The organism is Intrasporangium flavum (assembly GCF_001956915.1).
Taxonomy (GTDB): domain Bacteria; phylum Actinomycetota; class Actinomycetes; order Actinomycetales; family Dermatophilaceae; genus Monashia; species Monashia flava.
Genome location: NZ_MLJO01000008.1, coordinates 142,174 through 159,181, shown reverse-complemented (window position 1 = coordinate 159,181; position 17,008 = coordinate 142,174). Strand labels below are relative to the sequence as shown.

Annotated in this window: 12 protein-coding genes and 1 tRNA gene; 9 read left to right on the top strand and 4 right to left on the bottom strand. The window is 74.0% G+C overall.

Annotation, left to right across the window (positions count from 1 at the left end; all coding sequences use genetic code 11):
• The first annotated feature begins 57 nt into the window (after positions 1–57).
• The 3 genes from BIV28_RS07360 to BIV28_RS07350 are packed head-to-tail and all read left to right on the top strand — an operon-like array spanning position 58 to position 5,173.
• On the top strand, positions 58–1,614 hold the full coding sequence (locus BIV28_RS07360) for an alpha/beta hydrolase (protein WP_076260595.1): 1,557 nt from the start codon (positions 58–60) through the stop codon (positions 1,612–1,614).
• The gene (locus BIV28_RS07355) at positions 1,608–3,524 is read left to right on the top strand and encodes an alpha/beta hydrolase (protein WP_083707123.1); all 1,917 of its coding nucleotides are present in this window, start codon (positions 1,608–1,610) and stop codon (positions 3,522–3,524) included. The genes BIV28_RS07360 and BIV28_RS07355 overlap by 7 nt, the downstream gene beginning before the upstream one ends.
• 11 nt (positions 3,525–3,535) lie before the next feature.
• Positions 3,536–5,173, top strand: a complete 1,638-nt coding sequence (locus BIV28_RS07350; RefSeq protein ID WP_076260593.1) for an alpha/beta hydrolase — start codon at positions 3,536–3,538, stop codon at positions 5,171–5,173.
• A 104-nt stretch (positions 5,174–5,277) separates the two neighbouring features.
• Here BIV28_RS07350 and BIV28_RS07345 read toward each other — a convergent pair whose 3' ends face one another.
• Positions 5,278–6,204, bottom strand: a complete 927-nt coding sequence (locus BIV28_RS07345) for an NADP-dependent oxidoreductase (RefSeq protein ID WP_076260646.1) — start codon at positions 6,202–6,204, stop codon at positions 5,278–5,280.
• A 247-nt stretch (positions 6,205–6,451) separates the two neighbouring features.
• On the opposite strand from BIV28_RS07345, the gene BIV28_RS07340 reads away from it, so the two are divergent.
• Both BIV28_RS07340 and BIV28_RS07335 read left to right on the top strand, forming a co-directional pair.
• A tRNA-Thr gene (locus BIV28_RS07340) sits at positions 6,452–6,525 on the top strand.
• A gap of 247 nt (positions 6,526–6,772) precedes the next feature.
• Entirely contained in the window at positions 6,773–8,176 is a 1,404-nt protein-coding gene (locus tag BIV28_RS07335) for a right-handed parallel beta-helix repeat-containing protein (RefSeq protein ID WP_076260592.1), read from the top strand.
• Here the strand turns inward: BIV28_RS07335 and BIV28_RS07330 are convergent.
• Complete coding sequence (locus tag BIV28_RS07330; protein ID WP_207555830.1) at positions 8,173–8,583, bottom strand: hypothetical protein; 411 nt, start codon at positions 8,581–8,583, stop codon at positions 8,173–8,175. The two genes, BIV28_RS07335 and BIV28_RS07330, sit on opposite strands and share 4 nt — an antisense overlap.
• A gap of 600 nt (positions 8,584–9,183) precedes the next feature.
• Between BIV28_RS07330 and BIV28_RS07325 the strand changes: the two genes are divergently transcribed.
• Genes BIV28_RS07325 through BIV28_RS07315 form a run of 3 tightly spaced genes read left to right on the top strand, consistent with a single transcriptional unit; the run spans position 9,184 to position 11,455 of the window.
• Positions 9,184–9,801 carry an SRPBCC family protein gene (locus tag BIV28_RS07325; RefSeq protein WP_423221533.1) on the top strand — a complete coding sequence of 206 codons (618 nt, stop codon included), beginning with the start codon at positions 9,184–9,186 and terminating at the stop codon, positions 9,799–9,801.
• Positions 9,798–10,967 (top strand): phosphotransferase, encoded by a 1,170-nt coding sequence (locus BIV28_RS07320; protein WP_076260587.1) that lies wholly within the window; start codon positions 9,798–9,800, stop codon positions 10,965–10,967. Before BIV28_RS07325 ends, BIV28_RS07320 begins: the two co-directional genes overlap by 4 nt.
• Positions 10,964–11,455, top strand: coding sequence for a GNAT family N-acetyltransferase (locus BIV28_RS07315; RefSeq protein WP_076260586.1), 492 nt, complete (start codon positions 10,964–10,966; stop codon positions 11,453–11,455). The genes BIV28_RS07320 and BIV28_RS07315 overlap by 4 nt, the downstream gene beginning before the upstream one ends.
• Before the next feature lie 165 nt (positions 11,456–11,620).
• Here BIV28_RS07315 and BIV28_RS07310 read toward each other — a convergent pair whose 3' ends face one another.
• Positions 11,621–12,877: an MFS transporter gene (locus BIV28_RS07310; protein ID WP_076260584.1), complete on the bottom strand. Its 1,257-nt coding sequence runs from the start codon at positions 12,875–12,877 to the stop codon at positions 11,621–11,623.
• Positions 12,878–13,000: 123 nt separating this feature from the next.
• Positions 13,001–15,415 carry an HAD-IC family P-type ATPase gene (locus tag BIV28_RS07305; protein WP_076260582.1) on the bottom strand — a complete coding sequence of 805 codons (2,415 nt, stop codon included), beginning with the start codon at positions 15,413–15,415 and terminating at the stop codon, positions 13,001–13,003.
• A gap of 152 nt (positions 15,416–15,567) precedes the next feature.
• Between BIV28_RS07305 and BIV28_RS07300 the strand changes: the two genes are divergently transcribed.
• Positions 15,568–17,007, top strand: coding sequence for an NAD-dependent malic enzyme (locus BIV28_RS07300; protein WP_207555828.1), 1,440 nt, complete (start codon positions 15,568–15,570; stop codon positions 17,005–17,007).
• The last annotated feature ends 1 nt before the right edge of the window (position 17,008 follow it).

The following is a 17,008-nucleotide window of genomic DNA, read 5'->3' as shown; positions in this document are numbered from 1 at the left end:
ACCCGCCCCGTGCGGCGCCGGCTCGCGCGCCCAGCCGGACCGGTTACCGTTTCGGGCATGACGACACGCCCTGCCGCCATCGCCCGAGCCCTCCTCGCGACGACGGTGACCGCGGCGCTCGTCCTCACCGCGGCCGCGTGCGACCGGTCCGACCCGCCGGTCCCGAGCGCGAGCAGGTCGGGGCTGCCCGAGGCCACCGCGGCCCCCTCCCCGCAGCTCGCGCGCTACTACTCGCAGAAGCTCGACTGGAAGGCGTGCGGCACCGCCGAGTGCGCCGACCTCACCGTCCCGCTCGACTACGCGGCGCCGGACCCCGCGAGCGACATCACGATGAAGGTCGTCCGGGTCAAGGCCCGCGACCAGGGCCACCGGATCGGCTCGCTGCTCGCCAACCCCGGCGGGCCGGGCGCGTCGGGCGTCGACTACGTGCAGCAGGGCGCCGACACCATCGTCGGCCCGCAGGTGCGCAAGTACTTCGACCTCGTCGGGTTCGACCCTCGCGGCGTGGCCCGCTCGGAGCCGATCGACTGCCTCAGCGACTCCGACATGGACACCTACCTCGGCACCGACACGACTCCCGACACCCCGGCCGAGGAGCAGGCCCTCCTCGAGCAGAACAAGAAGCTCGCCGCCGGGTGCGCCAAGGACAAGCCCGAGCTCGTCAAGCACATGTCGACGGCCGAGGTGGCCCGCGACATGGACGTGCTGCGCGCGGCCGTGGGCGACCGGCAGCTGAACTACCTCGGCAAGTCCTACGGCACGTTCATCGGCTCGACCTACGCCGACCTGTTCCCGCAGCGCGTCGGCCGCGTCGTCCTCGACGGCGTCGTGCCGCCGGACCTCACGAGCAAGGAGCTCGCCGCCGGTCAGGCCAAGGGCTTCCAGATCGCGACCAACGCCTACCTCGCCAGCTGCGTCCAGGAGGGTGACTGCCCGCTCGGGAACACGGTGCCCGAGGCCGCCAAGGGGCTCGACGACTTCTTCGCCCGGCTGGACCAGGACCCGCTGCCCACCGGTGACGCCACGATCCCGCGGATGGACGAGGCTTGGGCCCGGCTCGGCGTCGCCTACGCCCTCTACGACCAGGGCGCGTGGGGCATCCTCACCCAGGCCCTCCAGGAGGCGAAGTCGGGGTCGGGCCAGACGCTGATGCAGCTGGCCGACGGCTACGCCAGCCGGCACCCGGGTGGTGGCTACGACGGCAACCTCCTCGAGGCCATCAACGCCGTCAACTGCCTCGACCGGCCCGACAGCCCGGACCTGTCCGCCTACGAGGGCTACGCCAAGGAGTTCGCGAAGACCGCGCCGACGTGGGGCGCGACCCTCGCGTGGGGCGCGCTGCCGTGCGGCTTCTGGCCGGCGAAGTCCACCGACCAGCCGCACGAGGTGCGCGCACCCGGGGCCGACCCGATCGTCGTCATCGGCACGACCCGCGACCCGGCCACGATCTACGAGTGGAGCAAGCGCCTCGCCGACCAGCTCGAGAACGCCTCACTCATCACCTTCGACGGTGACGGCCACACCGCCTACCGTCGGAGCAACACGTGCGTCGACTCCGCCGTCGACGCCTACTTCGTGCAGGGCCGCGTGCCCAAGGACGGACTCACATGCTGAGCGACACCCCGAGCGACGCCGAGCAGCCCGAGCAATCGGACCAGCCCGGGCGTCCGGCGGGCGCAGGTGAGCCCACCCGCGAGGACCTGCCGGAGGCGCCCGCCCAGCCCTACGCGTCCCTGCCCCGCGCCTACGCCGTGCCCGGCGCGTCGGGTGCGTCGGACACGACCGATGGCCCGGGTGCACCGGGCGTCCCGGACCCCGCCGGCGGCTGGGGCGGCCCGGGTGCCGGCGGCGGGTCGGTCGGGTCGGCCGGGTCGGCGGGAGCCGCACCGACGCCGCCCGGCGCGCCCCGCTCGCGGGCCCGGGTGGTCGTCGCCGCCGTGGCCGTCGCGGCGCTCGTGGCGGTCGTCGGGCTCATCACGTGGCGGGCCGCCAACCCGGTGACGCCGACGGCCGAGCGCGTCACGCCCTCCGGCGCGCCGGTGACGCCGCCGAGCGCGTCGGCCTCCCCGACGCCGGGCGCCTCCCCGACGCGTCCGGCCCCGGGTGGCTACCCGGCCGCGCTCGCGGCGTACTACACGCAGCAGGTCGCGTGGAAGGGCTGCAGCGACAACCCGCGCCAGCTGTGCGGCACCCTCGACGTGCCGGTCGACTACACCAAGCCGCAGGGGGACCGCTTCACGCTCGCGCTGCGCAAGGCGCCGGCCACCGACCCGTCCCGACGCGTCGGATCCCTGCTCATCAACCCGGGCGGACCCGGTGGGTCGGGTGTCGAGTACGCGCAGTACTCCTCGTTCGTCTTCTCCCCGGCGGTCCGCGCCGCCTACGACATCGTCGGCTTCGACCCGCGAGGCATCGGCGGCTCCGACGCCGTCTCCTGCCTCACCGACTCCGACATGGACCGGCTCTTCAGCACCGACCCGACGCCCGACACCCCCGAGGAGAAGCAGGCGGTGCGCACCACCGCCGACTCGGTGGCCCGCAGCTGCGCGGCTCGGGGCGGGCAGCGAGCCCTCCACATGAGCAGCACCGAGGTCGCCCGCGACATGGACGTCATGCGCGTCGTCTTCGGCGACAGCAGGCTCAACTTCTTCGGCGGCTCCTACGGCACCTTCCTCGGCGCGATCTACGCCGACACCTTCCCCGACAAGGTCGGCCGGATGGTCCTCGACTCCGCGATGTCGCCGAACCAGACCGACGCCGAGGAGATGACCTACGACATCCAGGGCTTCGAGGCCTCGATCGACGCGTTCATCGATTGGTGCGTGGCCCGGCCCGACTGCGCGCTCGGTTCGGACAAGGCGGCGGCCCGCGGCAAGATCGCGGGTCTGCTCGACGCCGTGGAGCAGCACGGCCTGGCCACGAGCAAGCCGGGCCTGACGCGCATCGGGGAGGGTTGGGTCGGCTTCTCGATCTTCATGTGCCTCTACAGCGACACCTCGTGGCCGACCCTCAACCGCGGTCTGGCGCAAGCGTTCTCGGGCCGGGGCGACATCCTGCTGGCCAAGGGCATGTCGGTCGTCGAGCGCAGCGCCACGGGACGGTATGCGACGAGCAGCTACCTGCAGGCCATGCTGCCGGTGCGGTGCGCCGACTGGCCCCGCTCGAAGGACACCCCGGCCTCGCTCGCCGAGCAGGCTCGCCTGAAGAAGGCCCACCCGCTCTGGGCGAAGATGACCGGCGAGATCTACGACAGCTGTGCGGCGTGGCCGACGCAGGGCCGCACCCCGAAGGGCACGACCCTCGCGGTCGGGGCCGCCCCGATCCTCGTCATCGGCAACGAGCGCGACCCGGCCACGCCCATCGGTGGCACGAAGCAGCTGGCCAAGGACCTCGCATCGGGCGTTCTTCTCACTTCCGACCATGACGGGCACGGCACCTACTACGCTGGCAACTCGTGCGTGGACCAGGCCGTGGACGGCTATCTCGTGCAGGGGAAGGTGCCCACGGACGGCACGACCTGCTGACCCGACTCGTCGTGCCCCTCACCGCCCTCGCGGTGCTGGGAGCGATGTTCTGGCTGGCCACCGGGCCGCAGCCCGCCCGCCGACCGGCACACCCGACGTCGACGACCGCCTCGACCGCCGTGCCGGCGGCCCCCGCACCGGTCGCCGCCGCCGAGTCCGGCTCGGACACCGAGCCGGTCGAGCTGTCCGACCCGACCACGCCGCTGCCGCAGGGTCTCGAGACGTTCTACGCCCAGAAGGCCGCCTGGGGCACCTGCGCCGGCGCGTCGGCCGGCGACACCGACCAGTGCGCGACGGTCTCCGTGCCGGTCGACTACCTCGACCCGCGCGGCGAGACGGTGCGGATCGCCCTGCGCCGCCTCCCGGCCACGCACCCGGACCAGCGCCGCGGCACGCTCTTCGTCAACCCCGGCGGCCCCGGTGCCTCGGGCGTCGAGATGGTGGACCAGGCCCCCGACTACTTCTCGGAGTCGATCCGCGGGGTCTGGGACGTCGTCGGTTTCGACCCGCGCGGCATCGGCGGCTCGGGCGGCTTCACGTGCATGCGACCCCGCGACCTCGACGCGATGTACGCCTCGGACCCGACCCCGGAGACCGCCGCCGAGCGTCGGGCGCTGGACCGGGCGCGCGTGGCGCGGCTCGCCGGGTGCCTCGAGCGCGGCGGGCCGCTGGCCCGGGCGATGGGTAGCGAGCAGGTGGCCAAGGACCTCGACATCCTGCGGGCCGCCGTCGGCGACACGCACCTCAACTACTACGGCATCAGCTACGGCACCCTCATCGGCGCGCTCTACGCGGCGCAGTTCCCCGACCGGGTCGGCTACACCGTCATCGACTCGGCCGTCGACCCTGACTACGTGTCGTCGTCGGCGGTGACCCAGGACGACATCGACTACTGGGCCGAACAGTCGGCAGGAGAGGCGGACTCGGTGTTCGCCGACTTCGTCGACTCCTGCGTCGAGGACGGCGACTGCCCGCTGGGCGATGACCACGCCGTCGCCGCGCGGCGCCTCGTCGCCTTCCTCGACCGGCTGGACCGCACGCCGATGCCGACCGACGAGCCCGGCATCCCGGTGCTGACCGAGGGGTGGGCGGCCACCGGCCTGGCCGGCGCCATGCGCGACCAGTCGATGTGGGGCGACGCCGTCGAGGCGCTGCGCTCGGCGCTGGAGGACGACGACGGCTCCGGCCTCCTGTGGCTCGCCGAGGACGCGGTGTCACGCGACTCCGACGGCACCTACTACGGCGGCTACGAGTCGGTGCACCTGCCGATCCACTGCGCCGACTGGCCCTCCGACGCCTCGACGTCGATGCGCCCGACCGCCAAGGTGCTGGCCGCGCACCCCCTCTACGCCCACCTGTTCGCCGAGGTGCAGGACTCCTGCGCGGCGTGGTCGGGCACGCAGCGCACCCACCTCGTCATCACGGCCGACCCGACGACGCCGGTGCTCGTCCTCGGCAACGAGGGCGACCTGACGACACCGCTGGACCAGACGCAGCGCATGGCGCACGCGATCTTCGGGTCGCGCTTCGTCAGCGTCGTCGCCGACGGCCACGGCGTGTACGACAACGGCAACGACTGCGCCGACGCGATCGTCGAGAACTACCTCGTGCGCTCGCTCGTGCCCAAGGACGGCGCTCACTGCGCCTGACGCGCACGATGCGGGGGGTGTGCGTGGTGCACCGACGCGTCGGGCATGCCGGTGGCGTCAGGGCGCTCGGAGCGCCCTGACGCCACCGCGCGTGCGCGTGCCGGTCAGTCCTCGGAGACGCGGACGACGACCTTGCCGGCGGCGTGGCCCTCGGCGCTGAAGCGGAACGCCTCGGCTAGCTCCTCGAGCGGGAAGGTCCGCGCGACGGGCACGGTCAGCGCGCCGGCGTCGGCGAGGTCGCCGAGCTCGGCCAGCTCGACGCCGTCGGGGCGGACCCAGACGTAGGAGCCGCCGGCCTGCGCCACCGACGCGTCGGCGATCGACGCGTGCCGGCCGCCCTCGGCGAGCACGGCGAGCGTCGTGTCGAGCACGCCACCGACGAAGTCGGCGACGGCGTCGACGCCCTCGGGCGCCAGCGCCCGGACGCGGTCGGCGAGCCCCTCGCCGTAGGTGACCGGCTCGGCGCCCAGGGCGCGGAGGCGGTCGTGGCTGTGCTCGGACGCGGTGCCGATGACGCGGGCCCCGAGCGAGCGGGCCAGCTGCACGCCCAGCGAGCCGACGCCGCCGGCCGCGCCGTGCACGAGCACGGTGTCGCCCTCGCCGACGCCGAGGCGCTTGAGGACCCGCAGCGCGGTGAGGCCCGCGAGCGGCAATCCGGCCGCCTCGTCCCACGAGAGGCTGCGCGGCCGGGGGGCCAGGGCCCGGGCCGGCACCGTGACGAGCTCGGCGAAGGTGCCGCCGTGCACGTAGTCCTTGCGGGCGTAGGCGACGACCTCGTCACCCGGCGCGAACTCCGGGGTGTCGAAGCCGACCGCCTCGACGACGCCGGCGACGTCCCAGCCGGGCACGACCGGGAAGCGGACGTCCATGACGGCGTCGAGGCCCCCGGACATCAGCTTCCAGTCGACGGGGTTGACCGACGCCGACCGGACCCGCACGAGGACCTCGCCGGGGCCGAGCCGCGGGCGCGGCTGCCGGGTCAGGCGCAGGACGTCCGGGTCGCCGTACGCGTCGTAGGTCATGGCGCGCATCGTGCTCTCGTCCGTCTCGTTCGTCTCGTTGGTGTCACTCACGAGGGGGACAAGGACGGCGCTCCGGCGTGTCATTCCCGCGACCCGGGTGAGGGTGGTCACGAGGGTTCCGTGGCCCGTGGCGGGGTGGCCGACGGGGGCGTCCGGCGCGGCCCCGGCGCTCGGGTCCGGCCGATTTCTCTCGGACCGGGGCGATGCGTATACTCAACCACCGTGCCGGGCCACCCCGTGTGGGCCGTCGCGACCTGCCGCTTTAGCTCAGTCGGCCAGAGCGATTCACTCGTAATGAATAGGTCGTCGGTTCGATTCCGACAAGCGGCTCAGACAAGGCCCCGGTCCTCGCGACCGGGGCCTTTCTGCGTCCCGGCACCGATCGGGAGTACAGCAGACGACGTAGACCGACCTCGGACGTCTGGGGGACGTGCCGGCGGCGGGACGGTGCGCAGACTGGCCGCTAGCCGCGGCCGTCGGAAGCAGACCGGCCGAGCCACGGCGCGGAGACGGCAGGGGATCCGCCATGGCAGGAGCACGAACTCACGTACACGCACGCGCCCTGAGGCGCCGGGCGGTGCTCGCCGCCGGCGTGCTCGCCCTCGGGCTGGGGCTCGCCCCGCTCGGGGCCGCCGACGGGGCGCAGATCTACGTCTTCGTCCGCAAGACCGGGTGCTCGGACACGGGTTCGGGCACCTCGTCCCTGCCGTACTGCACCATCGTCAAGGCGGCCAAGGCCGCGACGGCCGGCCAGATCGTCGTCGTGTACGCCGGCACCTACACCGGCGAGGTGTTCCCCTGGCACTCCGGCACGAAGACCGCACCGATCACCTTCCGCCCGGTCACCGGCAACGCCGTCGTCGTCTCCGGGGCGCGGCACGGGTTCACGATCTCCAACCAGAGCTGGATCACCGTGTCCGGCTTCACGATCCAGAACACGACGAGCAACGGCGTCTACGTCTACAACGCCACGGGGCTGACCCTCACCGGCAACACGGTGCAGACCTCCGGCAGGCGCGTGTCGGGGTCGGCGGCGTACGGGATGTACCTCAACGCGATGACGAGCTCGGTGCTCAAGGGCAACAAGGTCCTCAACAACTCGGCGTCGGGGATCTTCGTGACCAACGGGTCGACCGCCAACCAGATCGTCGGCAACGAGGTCGCCGGCAACGCCTACGGCTACGTCCGCAACGCGGTGGGGATCGACCTGCGGGCGCCGGGGAACCTCGTCAGCGGCAACCGGGTGCACCACAACGAGGACTCCGGGATCCAGATGTTCCCGGGCGGTGACCGCAACAAGATCATCGACAACGTCGTCTACGCCAACAAGGGCTTCAGCACCGCAGCCCTGACCAACTGCAGCCACCCGGCCACCGGCAACACCGCCGGCTGCATCACCGGCGACCACGGCATCGACAGCTCGGGCGTGACGGGCGGCTGGATCATCGGCAACACCGTGTACGGAAACGCCACCTCGGGGATCAACCTCGAAGGCATCGCCGCAGGGGTGTCCAGCGGGTACCGGATCGTCAACAACATCTCCGTCGAGAACGCCGTCAACTGTCCCGACGGGGCCGGCGGGTACGTCAAGTGCCCACGGAACGCCGGGAACATCCGGGTCGACAAGAACTCGGTGCTCGGCACCAGCCTGGACTACGACGTCCTCAACCTCAGTGTGGCCGGCACGATGATCGTCTGGGGCTCGACGTCCTACTCCTCGCTGGCGGCCATGCAGGAGGACAGCGGGCAGGACCTGCACGGCCTCCAGGCGGACCCGCTGTTCACCAACGCTCCCGGCGGGGTCCTCACCCTCCGGGCCGGGTCGCCCGCCATCGACTCGGCGGACTCCAGCGCCCCCGGGCAGGCCGCGACCGACGCCGCCTCCCGCACCCGGGTCGACGACCCCGCGACCACCAACCGGGGGGCGGGCGTCCGCACCTACGACGACCGCGGAGCCTACGAGTTCCAGCCCAACGGCTAGCGCCGCCGGGCGGCACGGCCCGGGTCGATGCGGTCGAGCTCGGCGGAGAACGAGGCCTCGAACTCGGCCAGGAGCAGTCCGAGCGACTCGGCGCCGGGTCGCACGTCGCGGTGCCGCCGGCCGTCGCGCACGTGCCGCCACGTGCCGTCGCCGTGGACGACGAGCTCGAGCCGCAGCTCCGGAGTCCGCCCCGGCGGGGTGAACGAGGTGACGGTGACCGGCCACGACGGTCGGCGCCGACGGGGCAGGGGGAGCCGTCGGGGCGTCGTCGCGGAGACCTCCCGCGTGCGCCGTCGGGCGAGCTGGGCGAAGCGCGGGGCGAGCACGTCGAGCCAGGCCGCGTACTGCGCCGCGTTCTCCCGGCGGCGGTACGCGGCGTCGATCATCCGGTCCTGGTCCCAGGACACGTGGACCCCCGTCCGACGTCGATGCGCCCGGGCGGTCGGCACCGAGCCACCCCATGGTGGCAGACCTCCCGAGGGCGACGCGTCGGGTGGGGGAGGTGCGGGGCTTCCGCACGTGGGAAGCGGCGGAAGCCCCGCGCGCCTGGGAGGGGCGCAGCACGGAGGGCCGTCGCCGAGCAGGGGTTCCCGGCGCGACCCTCCGTGGACCTCATCGTGCCAAACAGTGGGCGAACGCGGGGCGAAATCGACAAACCCCTGCCCGTATCCGTGACGCGTCCGGCGGATGCGGTCGCGGCGAGCGTGGGGCCGTCGCGCGGGCGGCGACGACCGGACCGGAACCGGCGAGAAAAAGTTCCGGGATCCCGTGAAAACCCTGTCATGATCCGCGCCTTGCACCGTCTCACCAAGTGACGGCGGCGGTGCGCCCCCGAACGCACCGCCGTCGTCCGGGGCTTCGGACGGCCGTGGAGGGAACGTCCGAAGCCCCACCCCCGGTCGACGGGACCGGGGTGACGGTGGAGCCGTCGCCCGCCGCAGGGCGAGCGACGGACCACCTCCCAGGGGCGGGACGACGTCGGGGACGCAGCAGCCGGTCAGGGCCTGATGCGTCCCCGGCGCCACGCCCTGCCCCGCCGGTCACGACACCCACGCCACGGCGCCGAGACGCGGCCCGGTCCGGCCACCCACTCGGCCCCCGGACAGTGCGAGGGTGGAGCCGTGCGTCCGTTCCGCTTCCGGCACACATGGGTCGTGCCGGCCGACACCGCCGCGACGTTCGCGGCGCTCGCCGACGTCGACGCCTACCCGCGGTGGTGGCCCCAGGTGCGCCGGGTCCGACGCATCGACGCCGACAGCGGCCATGCGTACGTACGCAGCCTCCTGCCCTACACCCTGGACCTCGTGCTGACCCGGGAGGTCGAGGACGCCGAGGCGGGTGTGCTCCGCGTGCGGATCGGTGGCGACCTCGAGGGCTGGAGCGAGTTCCGCCTCGAGCCCGGGCCGGGCCGCCCCACGCCCGGCCGGACGGTGACCCTCGCCCGGTACACCCAGGAGGCGGTGGTGACGACCGGCGGCCTCGAGCGCCTCACGCCCGTGGCAGCCCCGGTGCTCCGGCTCAACCACACGTGGATGATGCGGGCGGGGGAGCGGGGCCTGGCCGCCTGGCTCGGGCGGCCCTCCGGCACGGGCGAGCCGGGAGGCTCTGGCACAGTGGCCCGGTGACCGACGCCAGCGACACGACGGGCGGCCCCGTGGCTGCGGCCAGCGGGACCGGCTCGAAGGACGACCTCGTCGGCGAGACCCTCGAGGTGGCCGGCCGGCTCCTGGCCGCCGAGCTCGAGCCGGACGGCGCCGCCTTCCCGGGCAGCCGCCGCACCCTCGTGGTGCGGGCCCGTGACGCGTCGGGCGGGTCGGTGATCGTGAAGCGCTACCTCACCGACGAGGTCGAGGCTCCGTGGGCGCGCGAGGCCGCCGCGCTCGCGGCCCTTTCGACGGTGCCCGGGGCGCCGGCCCCGCGGCTGCTCGCCGAGAGCACCGACCCACGGGTCGTCGTGCTGTCCGACCTCGGTGACGCGCCGCACCTGGCCTCCCATCTGCTCGGGCCCGACCCCGACGCGGCCGCCGGCTCGCTCGCCGACTGGGCCGAGGGCCTGGCCCTCCTGCACGTCGCCGGGCGCGGGCTCGAGGCCGCCTTCGTCGACGGCGTCCGCGCCCGGGCGGGAGCCGACCTCGTCGTCGACTACCTGCCGGCGCACCTCGACGCGGCCGCGGGGGACTGGGCGCGGCTGTCGCGGGCGCTCGGCGTCGACGTGCCCGACGCCGCGTGGGACGTGCTGCGCACGGTGCCGGACCGCTTCCGCGTCGACGCCTCGAGCCTGTCGGCGGCCGACATGTGCCCCGACAACAACCTGCTGACCGACGCCGGGGTGCGCCTGCTCGACTTCGAGTTCGCACTGTGGCGTCCGGTCGCCTGGGACGTCGCCTACCTGCGGGTGCCGTGGCCGACGTGCTGGTGCGCCTGGTCGCTCGAGGCGTCCGCTGCGCAGGTGGCGCTCGAGCGGTGGCGCGCCGTGGCGGCGCAGGCCTGGCCCGGGGTCGCCACCGAGGCCTTCGACGCCGACCTCGCCCTCGCGAGCGAGGCGTGGGCGTGGCTGGCGGGGTCGTGGTGCGTGGCCGAGCTCGTCGACGGCGCCGAGCGGACGCCGAACCCGGCCAAGCCGATGCCGCGGATGCCCGACCGCTGCCTGCGCTTCCTGCGCACCGCCGCTGCCGGCGTGGCGCTGCCCGAGCTCGCCGATGCCGCGGGCCGGCTCGCCGACGCGGTGGCCAGCGCGCACGGCGCGGTCGCGGTGCCGCTGGCGCCGGCGTTCGCGGGAGCGGCGTCGTGACCGACCTCGCCGACGGGTGGACGACGCGCCGGGCCGGTCGCGCGGACATCGAGGCCGTCCTCGACCTGCGGGCCCTGATGTTCTCGGCGATGGGGGTGCCCGGCGTCGAGGACCCCGCGTGGCGGGCGGCCGCCCGGTCGTGGTTCGAGGCCGAGATCGACGGGGCCCGCTGCTGCGTCGTGCTCGCGGTCGATCCCGCCGGACGCGTCGGGGCCGGGGCCATGGGTGGCCTGCGGTTCGAGGCGCCGTCGCCGGTCAACCCGAACGGCGTGTGGGGCCTGCTCAACAACGTCGCGACGCACCCCGAGGCCCGACGCCGGGGCCTGGCGCGGGCGTGCGTCGAGGGCGTGCTCGCCTGGTTCCGCGAGGACACCCGGGCGTCCGTCGTCGAGCTGAACGCGACGGGGGAGGGTGCCGGCCTCTACACCGACCTCGGCTTCGCCCCGGCGGCCTGGCCGGCGATGCGCCTCCGCCTGGCGCGCCCCTGAACCCGCGCCCTCGCGATGACCGCCGAAAGTGCGCCATGGCGCAGTTCTGGCGCGCCCCAGGCGGATTCGACCGCCGAAAGTGCGCCACGGCGCAGTTCTGGCGCGCCTCGGGGCCGGGCTTGCTCGCCAACTCGGCCCGGGCGGAGTTGGCGTGGTGGGCGTCGCCTAGGGGTGCGAGGGGGCCGGGGTCGCGTCGGCGGCCGAGGTGGGCGCAGAGTCCAGGGCTCGGGCCAGGACGCCGCGGGCCGAGAGGGCGAGGACGAGCGCCAGGCCCCCGGCGACGACCGTGACGGCGTAGGCCGGCGTGTGGCCGCCCCAGTCGGCGAGCCGTCCGGCGACCGCCGCGCCGAGGGCGTAGCCGAGGCCGGTCGCGGCGGCGAGGGCCGTCATCGCGGCCCCGGTGCGCGAGGGCGGGGTGACGCGCTCGGCCAGCGTGAAGGTCGTGATCATGTACGGCGCGACGGTGAACCCGAGCACGAGCAGCACCGGCACGAGCCCGCCGAGCGAGCCGACGAGCAGGAGCGGCGCCGAGAGCGCGAGCAGGCCGAGGGAGAACGAGCGCAGCCGCCGGGGCAGGCCGACGCTCGGGGGCAGCATCGCCACGGCGAGCCCGGCCACGACGCTGCCGACGCCGAGCAGCGCGTGCAGGTAGCCGGTCAGGCCCGGCGATCCGGCGGTGGTCGCGAGGACCGAGGTGCCGGTCTGGACCGACCCGAAGACCGAGCCGATGAGCAGCTGCGCGACGCCGAGGACGACGAGCGCCGGGGTCAGCAGCGGGCCCGACGCCGCGTCCGAGTGCGCCGTGGTGCGGTGGGTGACCTCGGCGGTCTCGTGGAGGGCGAACCACGTGCCGAACACGGCGAGCGTGACGGCCGCGAACGCGAGCGCCGCCGTGGGGCTCGCCACCGAGACGCCGAGACCGACGATGGCCGGGCCGAGCACGAACGACGCCTCGTCGGCCGCGCCCTCGTAGGAGAAGGCGGCGTCGACGAGCCGGGTCTGGTGCCGGCCGGTCGAGGCCGTGATCGGCCGCCAGCGCACCCGGGCGAGCGGGCCCACCTGCGGCAGGAGGAGGCCCGCGACCGCGCTGGTGAGCGCCGCGACGCCCCAGGGCAGCCCGGTTCCGACGACGACGAGGACACCGGCGACGGCCGCGGCGCCGGCGAGCGACTGCAGGGCGACGACGCGTCGCTGGCCGAGGCGGTCGGCCCGCGCACCCCAGAAGGGGGCGCCGACGGCGTTGGCGACGGCGAGGGCCCCGGCGCAGAAACCGCCGGCGCCGTAGCTGCCGGTGGCGCCGGCGACGAGCAGGAGCGTGCCGAGCTGGGCCATGGCCAGGGGCAGGCGGGCGAAGAAGGCGACGACGATGTACGTCGCGCCGGTGAGGCCGAAGAGGCGGCGGTACGAGTCGATGGGTGACACGGGACTCCGGTGGTCGGCGCGCGGGTAGCGCGCAGCGGGTGCGCAACCTACCCGCCCAACAGGTCACGCGGAGTCCCTGAGCTGCCTCCAGTGTACGCCCGGCCGGCCGGGGGCCCGGACGCGTCAGTCGCGCACGTGGTGCGCGGCCGACACGCTCGGGGCGGTCCGGTAGACGACCTCGACCAGGGCGGCGCCGACCAGCCCGACTCCCAGCGACTGCCAGGCGAGGGCCGGTGGCGCGTCGAAGGTGAAGAACGTCCGCGCGAACGGCACGACGAACGCGAGCACGGCGACGCCGACGAGCGAGGCGACGAGCGCCGCCTTCCACGCGCGGAACGGCCGGGCCAGGATGACGAGGATCCAGAAGAAGACGACGAGGAGGGTGATCGTCGCCCCGGTGCCGGCCTGCCAGCACGCCACGTCGGTGACGCCGCGGGTGCCCTCCTCGGGGGCGCACCGGGTGACGAAGTCGGCCCGCGGCACCCCGTAGTGGCTGCCGGCGAGCAGGTAGGAGGTGATGACGGCGAGGCCGGCGACGGCCCCCGCCGGTACCGCGAAGCGCAGGATGCGGCGCAGGAACCCGGGCAGGTAGCGGCGCTTGTTCGGCCCCAGCGCGAGGAAGAAGGCCGGGATGCCGATCGTCACGGCCGACACGAGGGTCAGGTGCCGCGGCAGGAACGGGAACGGCACGGCGATGAGCGCCGCCGCGAGGATGGCGACGAGGCTCATGGAGTTCTTGGCCACGAAGAGGTTGGCCACGCGCTCGACGTTGCCGATGACGCGTCGGCCCTCGGCCAGCACGTCGGGCAGGTGCGAGAACCGTCCGTCGAGCAGGACGAGCTCGGCGACGGCCTTGGTGGCCTGCGCGCCGTTGCCCATCGCCACGCCGATGTCGGCGTCCTTGAGGGCCAGCGCGTCGTTGACGCCGTCGCCGGTCATCGCGACGACGTGCCCGTCGGCCTGCAGCGCGTGGACGAACGCGCGCTTCTGCTCGGGGGTGACGCGCCCGAACACCGTGGTGCGCGAGAGGACCTCGCGCAGGGCGTCGGGGTCCTCGGGCAGCGTCCGGGCGTCGACCGGCTCGCCGGCGTCGAGGCCGACGGCGCGGGCCACCGCGGCCACCGTGACCGGGTTGTCGCCCGAGACGACCTTGATGGCGACGCCCTGCTCGCGGAAGTAGGCGAGGGTGGCGGCGGCGTCGGGGCGCACCTGCTCGGTGAGGGTCACGAGGGCCGCAGGGGCGAGGCCGGCGGGCGGTGTCGCACCGTCGAGGGGCGCGGCACTGCGGCACAGCAGCACGACGCGTCGGCCGGAGTCCGCGAGGCACGCGACGCGCGCGCGCAGCTCGTCCGGGTCGTCGCCGAGCAGCACCTCGGGGGCCCCGAGCACCCACGTGCCGTGGCGCTCGAACGAGGCGCCGCTCCACTTGCGGGCCGAGCTGAACGGCACGGACGCCGTCCGCGTCCACCCCGGCGAGGCCACCGAGGCCCCGACCGCCGCGAGGGTGCCGTTGGCGTTGGGGTCATCGGCCAGGGCGCCCAGGGCGAGCCGGACGGCGCCCGCCTCCTGACCGGCCAGCGGCTCGGCGCCCTCGAAGGTGATCTCCCCGCTCGTCAGCGTGCCCGTCTTGTCGAGGCACACGACGTCGACGCGGGCCAGCCCCTCGACGGCCGGCAGCTGCTGCACGAGGACGCTGCGCCGGGTCAGCTGCACGGCCGACAGCAGGAACGCCACCGACGTCAGGAGCACGAGGCCCTCCGGCACGAGCCCGACCACGCCGGCGGCCGAGCGGATGACGACCTCGCGCCAGCCCTGGTCGCCGACGGCGCGCCACTGCGACCAGATCGTCACCGGCAGCGCGACCGCGATGACCCACGTGATGTAGCGCAGGAGGGTGTTGATCGAGGCCTGGATCTCCGAGTGCGTCCGGGTGAAGCGCCGGGCGTCGGCCGCGATCCGGTTGACGTACGCGTCGGCCCCCACGGCTTGCGCCACGTAGCGCCCCGACCCCGCGACGACGCTCGTGCCCGACCGGATCGCCTCGCCGACGCCGTGGGCCACGGGGTCGGACTCGCCGGTGAGGTTGGCCTCGTTGAGCTCGAGGCCGGCACTGGTCGTCAGGACGCCGTCGGCAGGCACCTCGTCGCCGGTGCGCAGCTCGACGACGTCGTCGAGCACGACCTCGTCGGTGGGCACAACGACGACCGTGCCGTCGCGCACGACCCGCGTCGTCGGGGCGTTGAGCAGCGCCAGCCGGTCGAGCTTCCGCTTGGCCAGGTACTCCTGGACGATGCCGATGGCCGAGTTGACGACGAGCACGACGCCGAAGAGGGCGTCGGCGAACGAGCCGGTGACGAGGACCAGGACGAAGAGCGCGCCGAGGATCGCGTTGAACCGGGTCAGCACGTTGGCGCGGACGATCTCGCCGAGGGAGCGCGACGTGCGCTCGGCGAGCCGGTTGACCTGGCCACGGGCGACGCGCTCGGCGACCTCGGCGCTCGTCAGGCCGGGCGCGGCGTCGGGCGACAGGTCGGTCACGCCCCCATTGTCCCGTCCGGGTCCGCTCGGGCCCCGGGAACGGCGGCCCCCCGACGGCGTCGGGTGGCCCGGAGCCCCCGGGCGCGCCGAGGTTACTGGCCGGTCCGCGGACGCGTTTCGGGCGGTTTCTCGGATCGTGGGACGATTGGCCCGTGACTGAGTCGATCCAACGTGCCCGCGCCACCACCGCCTCCTACTCGATCACGATGCGAATCCACACCGGCACCGACCCGGCCGTCATCGGCACGCTGGCGGTCAAGGTGGCCGAGAGCGGCGGCATCACCACGGCGCTCGACATCGTCGACTCGCACCCGGACCGGCTCGTCATCGACCTCACCTGCTCGGCCAGCAACGCCGAGCACTCGACCGAGATCGTCGCCGCCGTCGAGACCCTCGAGGGCGTGCGCGTCCACAAGGTCAGCGACCGCGTCTTCCTCCTGCACCTCGGCGGCAAGATCAGCGTCCAGAGCAAGGTCAACCTGCGCAACCGCCAGGACCTCGCGATGGCCTACACGCCCGGCGTCGGCCGCGTCAGCCAGGCCCTCGCCGACCACCCCGAGGACGTCCCGAAGCTGACGATCAAGGGCAATTCCGTGGCCGTGGTCACCGACGGCTCGGCCGTCCTCGGCCTCGGCAACATCGGCCCCGAGGCCGCCCTGCCGGTCATGGAGGGCAAGGCGGCCCTCTTCAAGCGGTTCGCCGACATCGACGCGTGGCCGATCTGCGTCGACACCACCGACGTCGACGAGATCGTGCGCACCGTCGAGCTCATCGCCCCCGGCTTCGGCGGCATCAACCTCGAGGACATCGCCGCGCCGCGGTGCTTCGAGGTCGAGGCCAAGCTGCGCGAGCGCCTCTCGATCCCGGTGTTCCACGACGACCAGCACGGCACCGCCATCGTCGTGCTCGCCGCGCTGAAGAACGCCCTGCGCATCATCGACAAGAAGCTGCCCGACGCCCGCATCGTCGTCTCCGGCGGCGGCGCGGCCGGCTCGGCCATCGTCCAGCTGCTCCTCGCCGCGGGCGCCACCGACGTCACGGTCAGCGACCGGCCGGGCCTGCTCAACAAGGCCGACGAGTCGCTGACGCCGGCGTGGCGCAGCCTCGCCGAGAAGACCAACCCGCGCGGCCTCACCGGCACCCTGCGCGACGGCCTGCAGGGCGCCGACGTCTTCATCGGTGTCAGCGCCCCGCGGATCCTCGACCCCGAGTGGATCGACGAGATGGCCGACCAGCGCATCGTCTTCGCCCTGGCCAACCCCGACCCCGAGGTCGACATCCACGAGGCGACCCAGCGCGCCACGGTCGTCGCGTCCGGGCGCAGCGACTACCCGAACCAGATCAACAACGTGCTGGCGTTCCCCGGCGTCTTCCGCGGCCTGCTCGACGCCCGCGCCACCGACGTCACCACCGAGATGCTCATCAAGGCCGCCGACGCCATCGCCTCGGTCGTCACCGACGAGCAGCTCAACCCGAACTACATCATCCCGAGCGTCTTCCAGCCGGACATGAGCAAGACCGTCGCCAAGGCGATCGTCGACTGCGTGCCCAAGGCGCCGACGAAGTCCATCCCCATGACGGGAGCCAACTGAG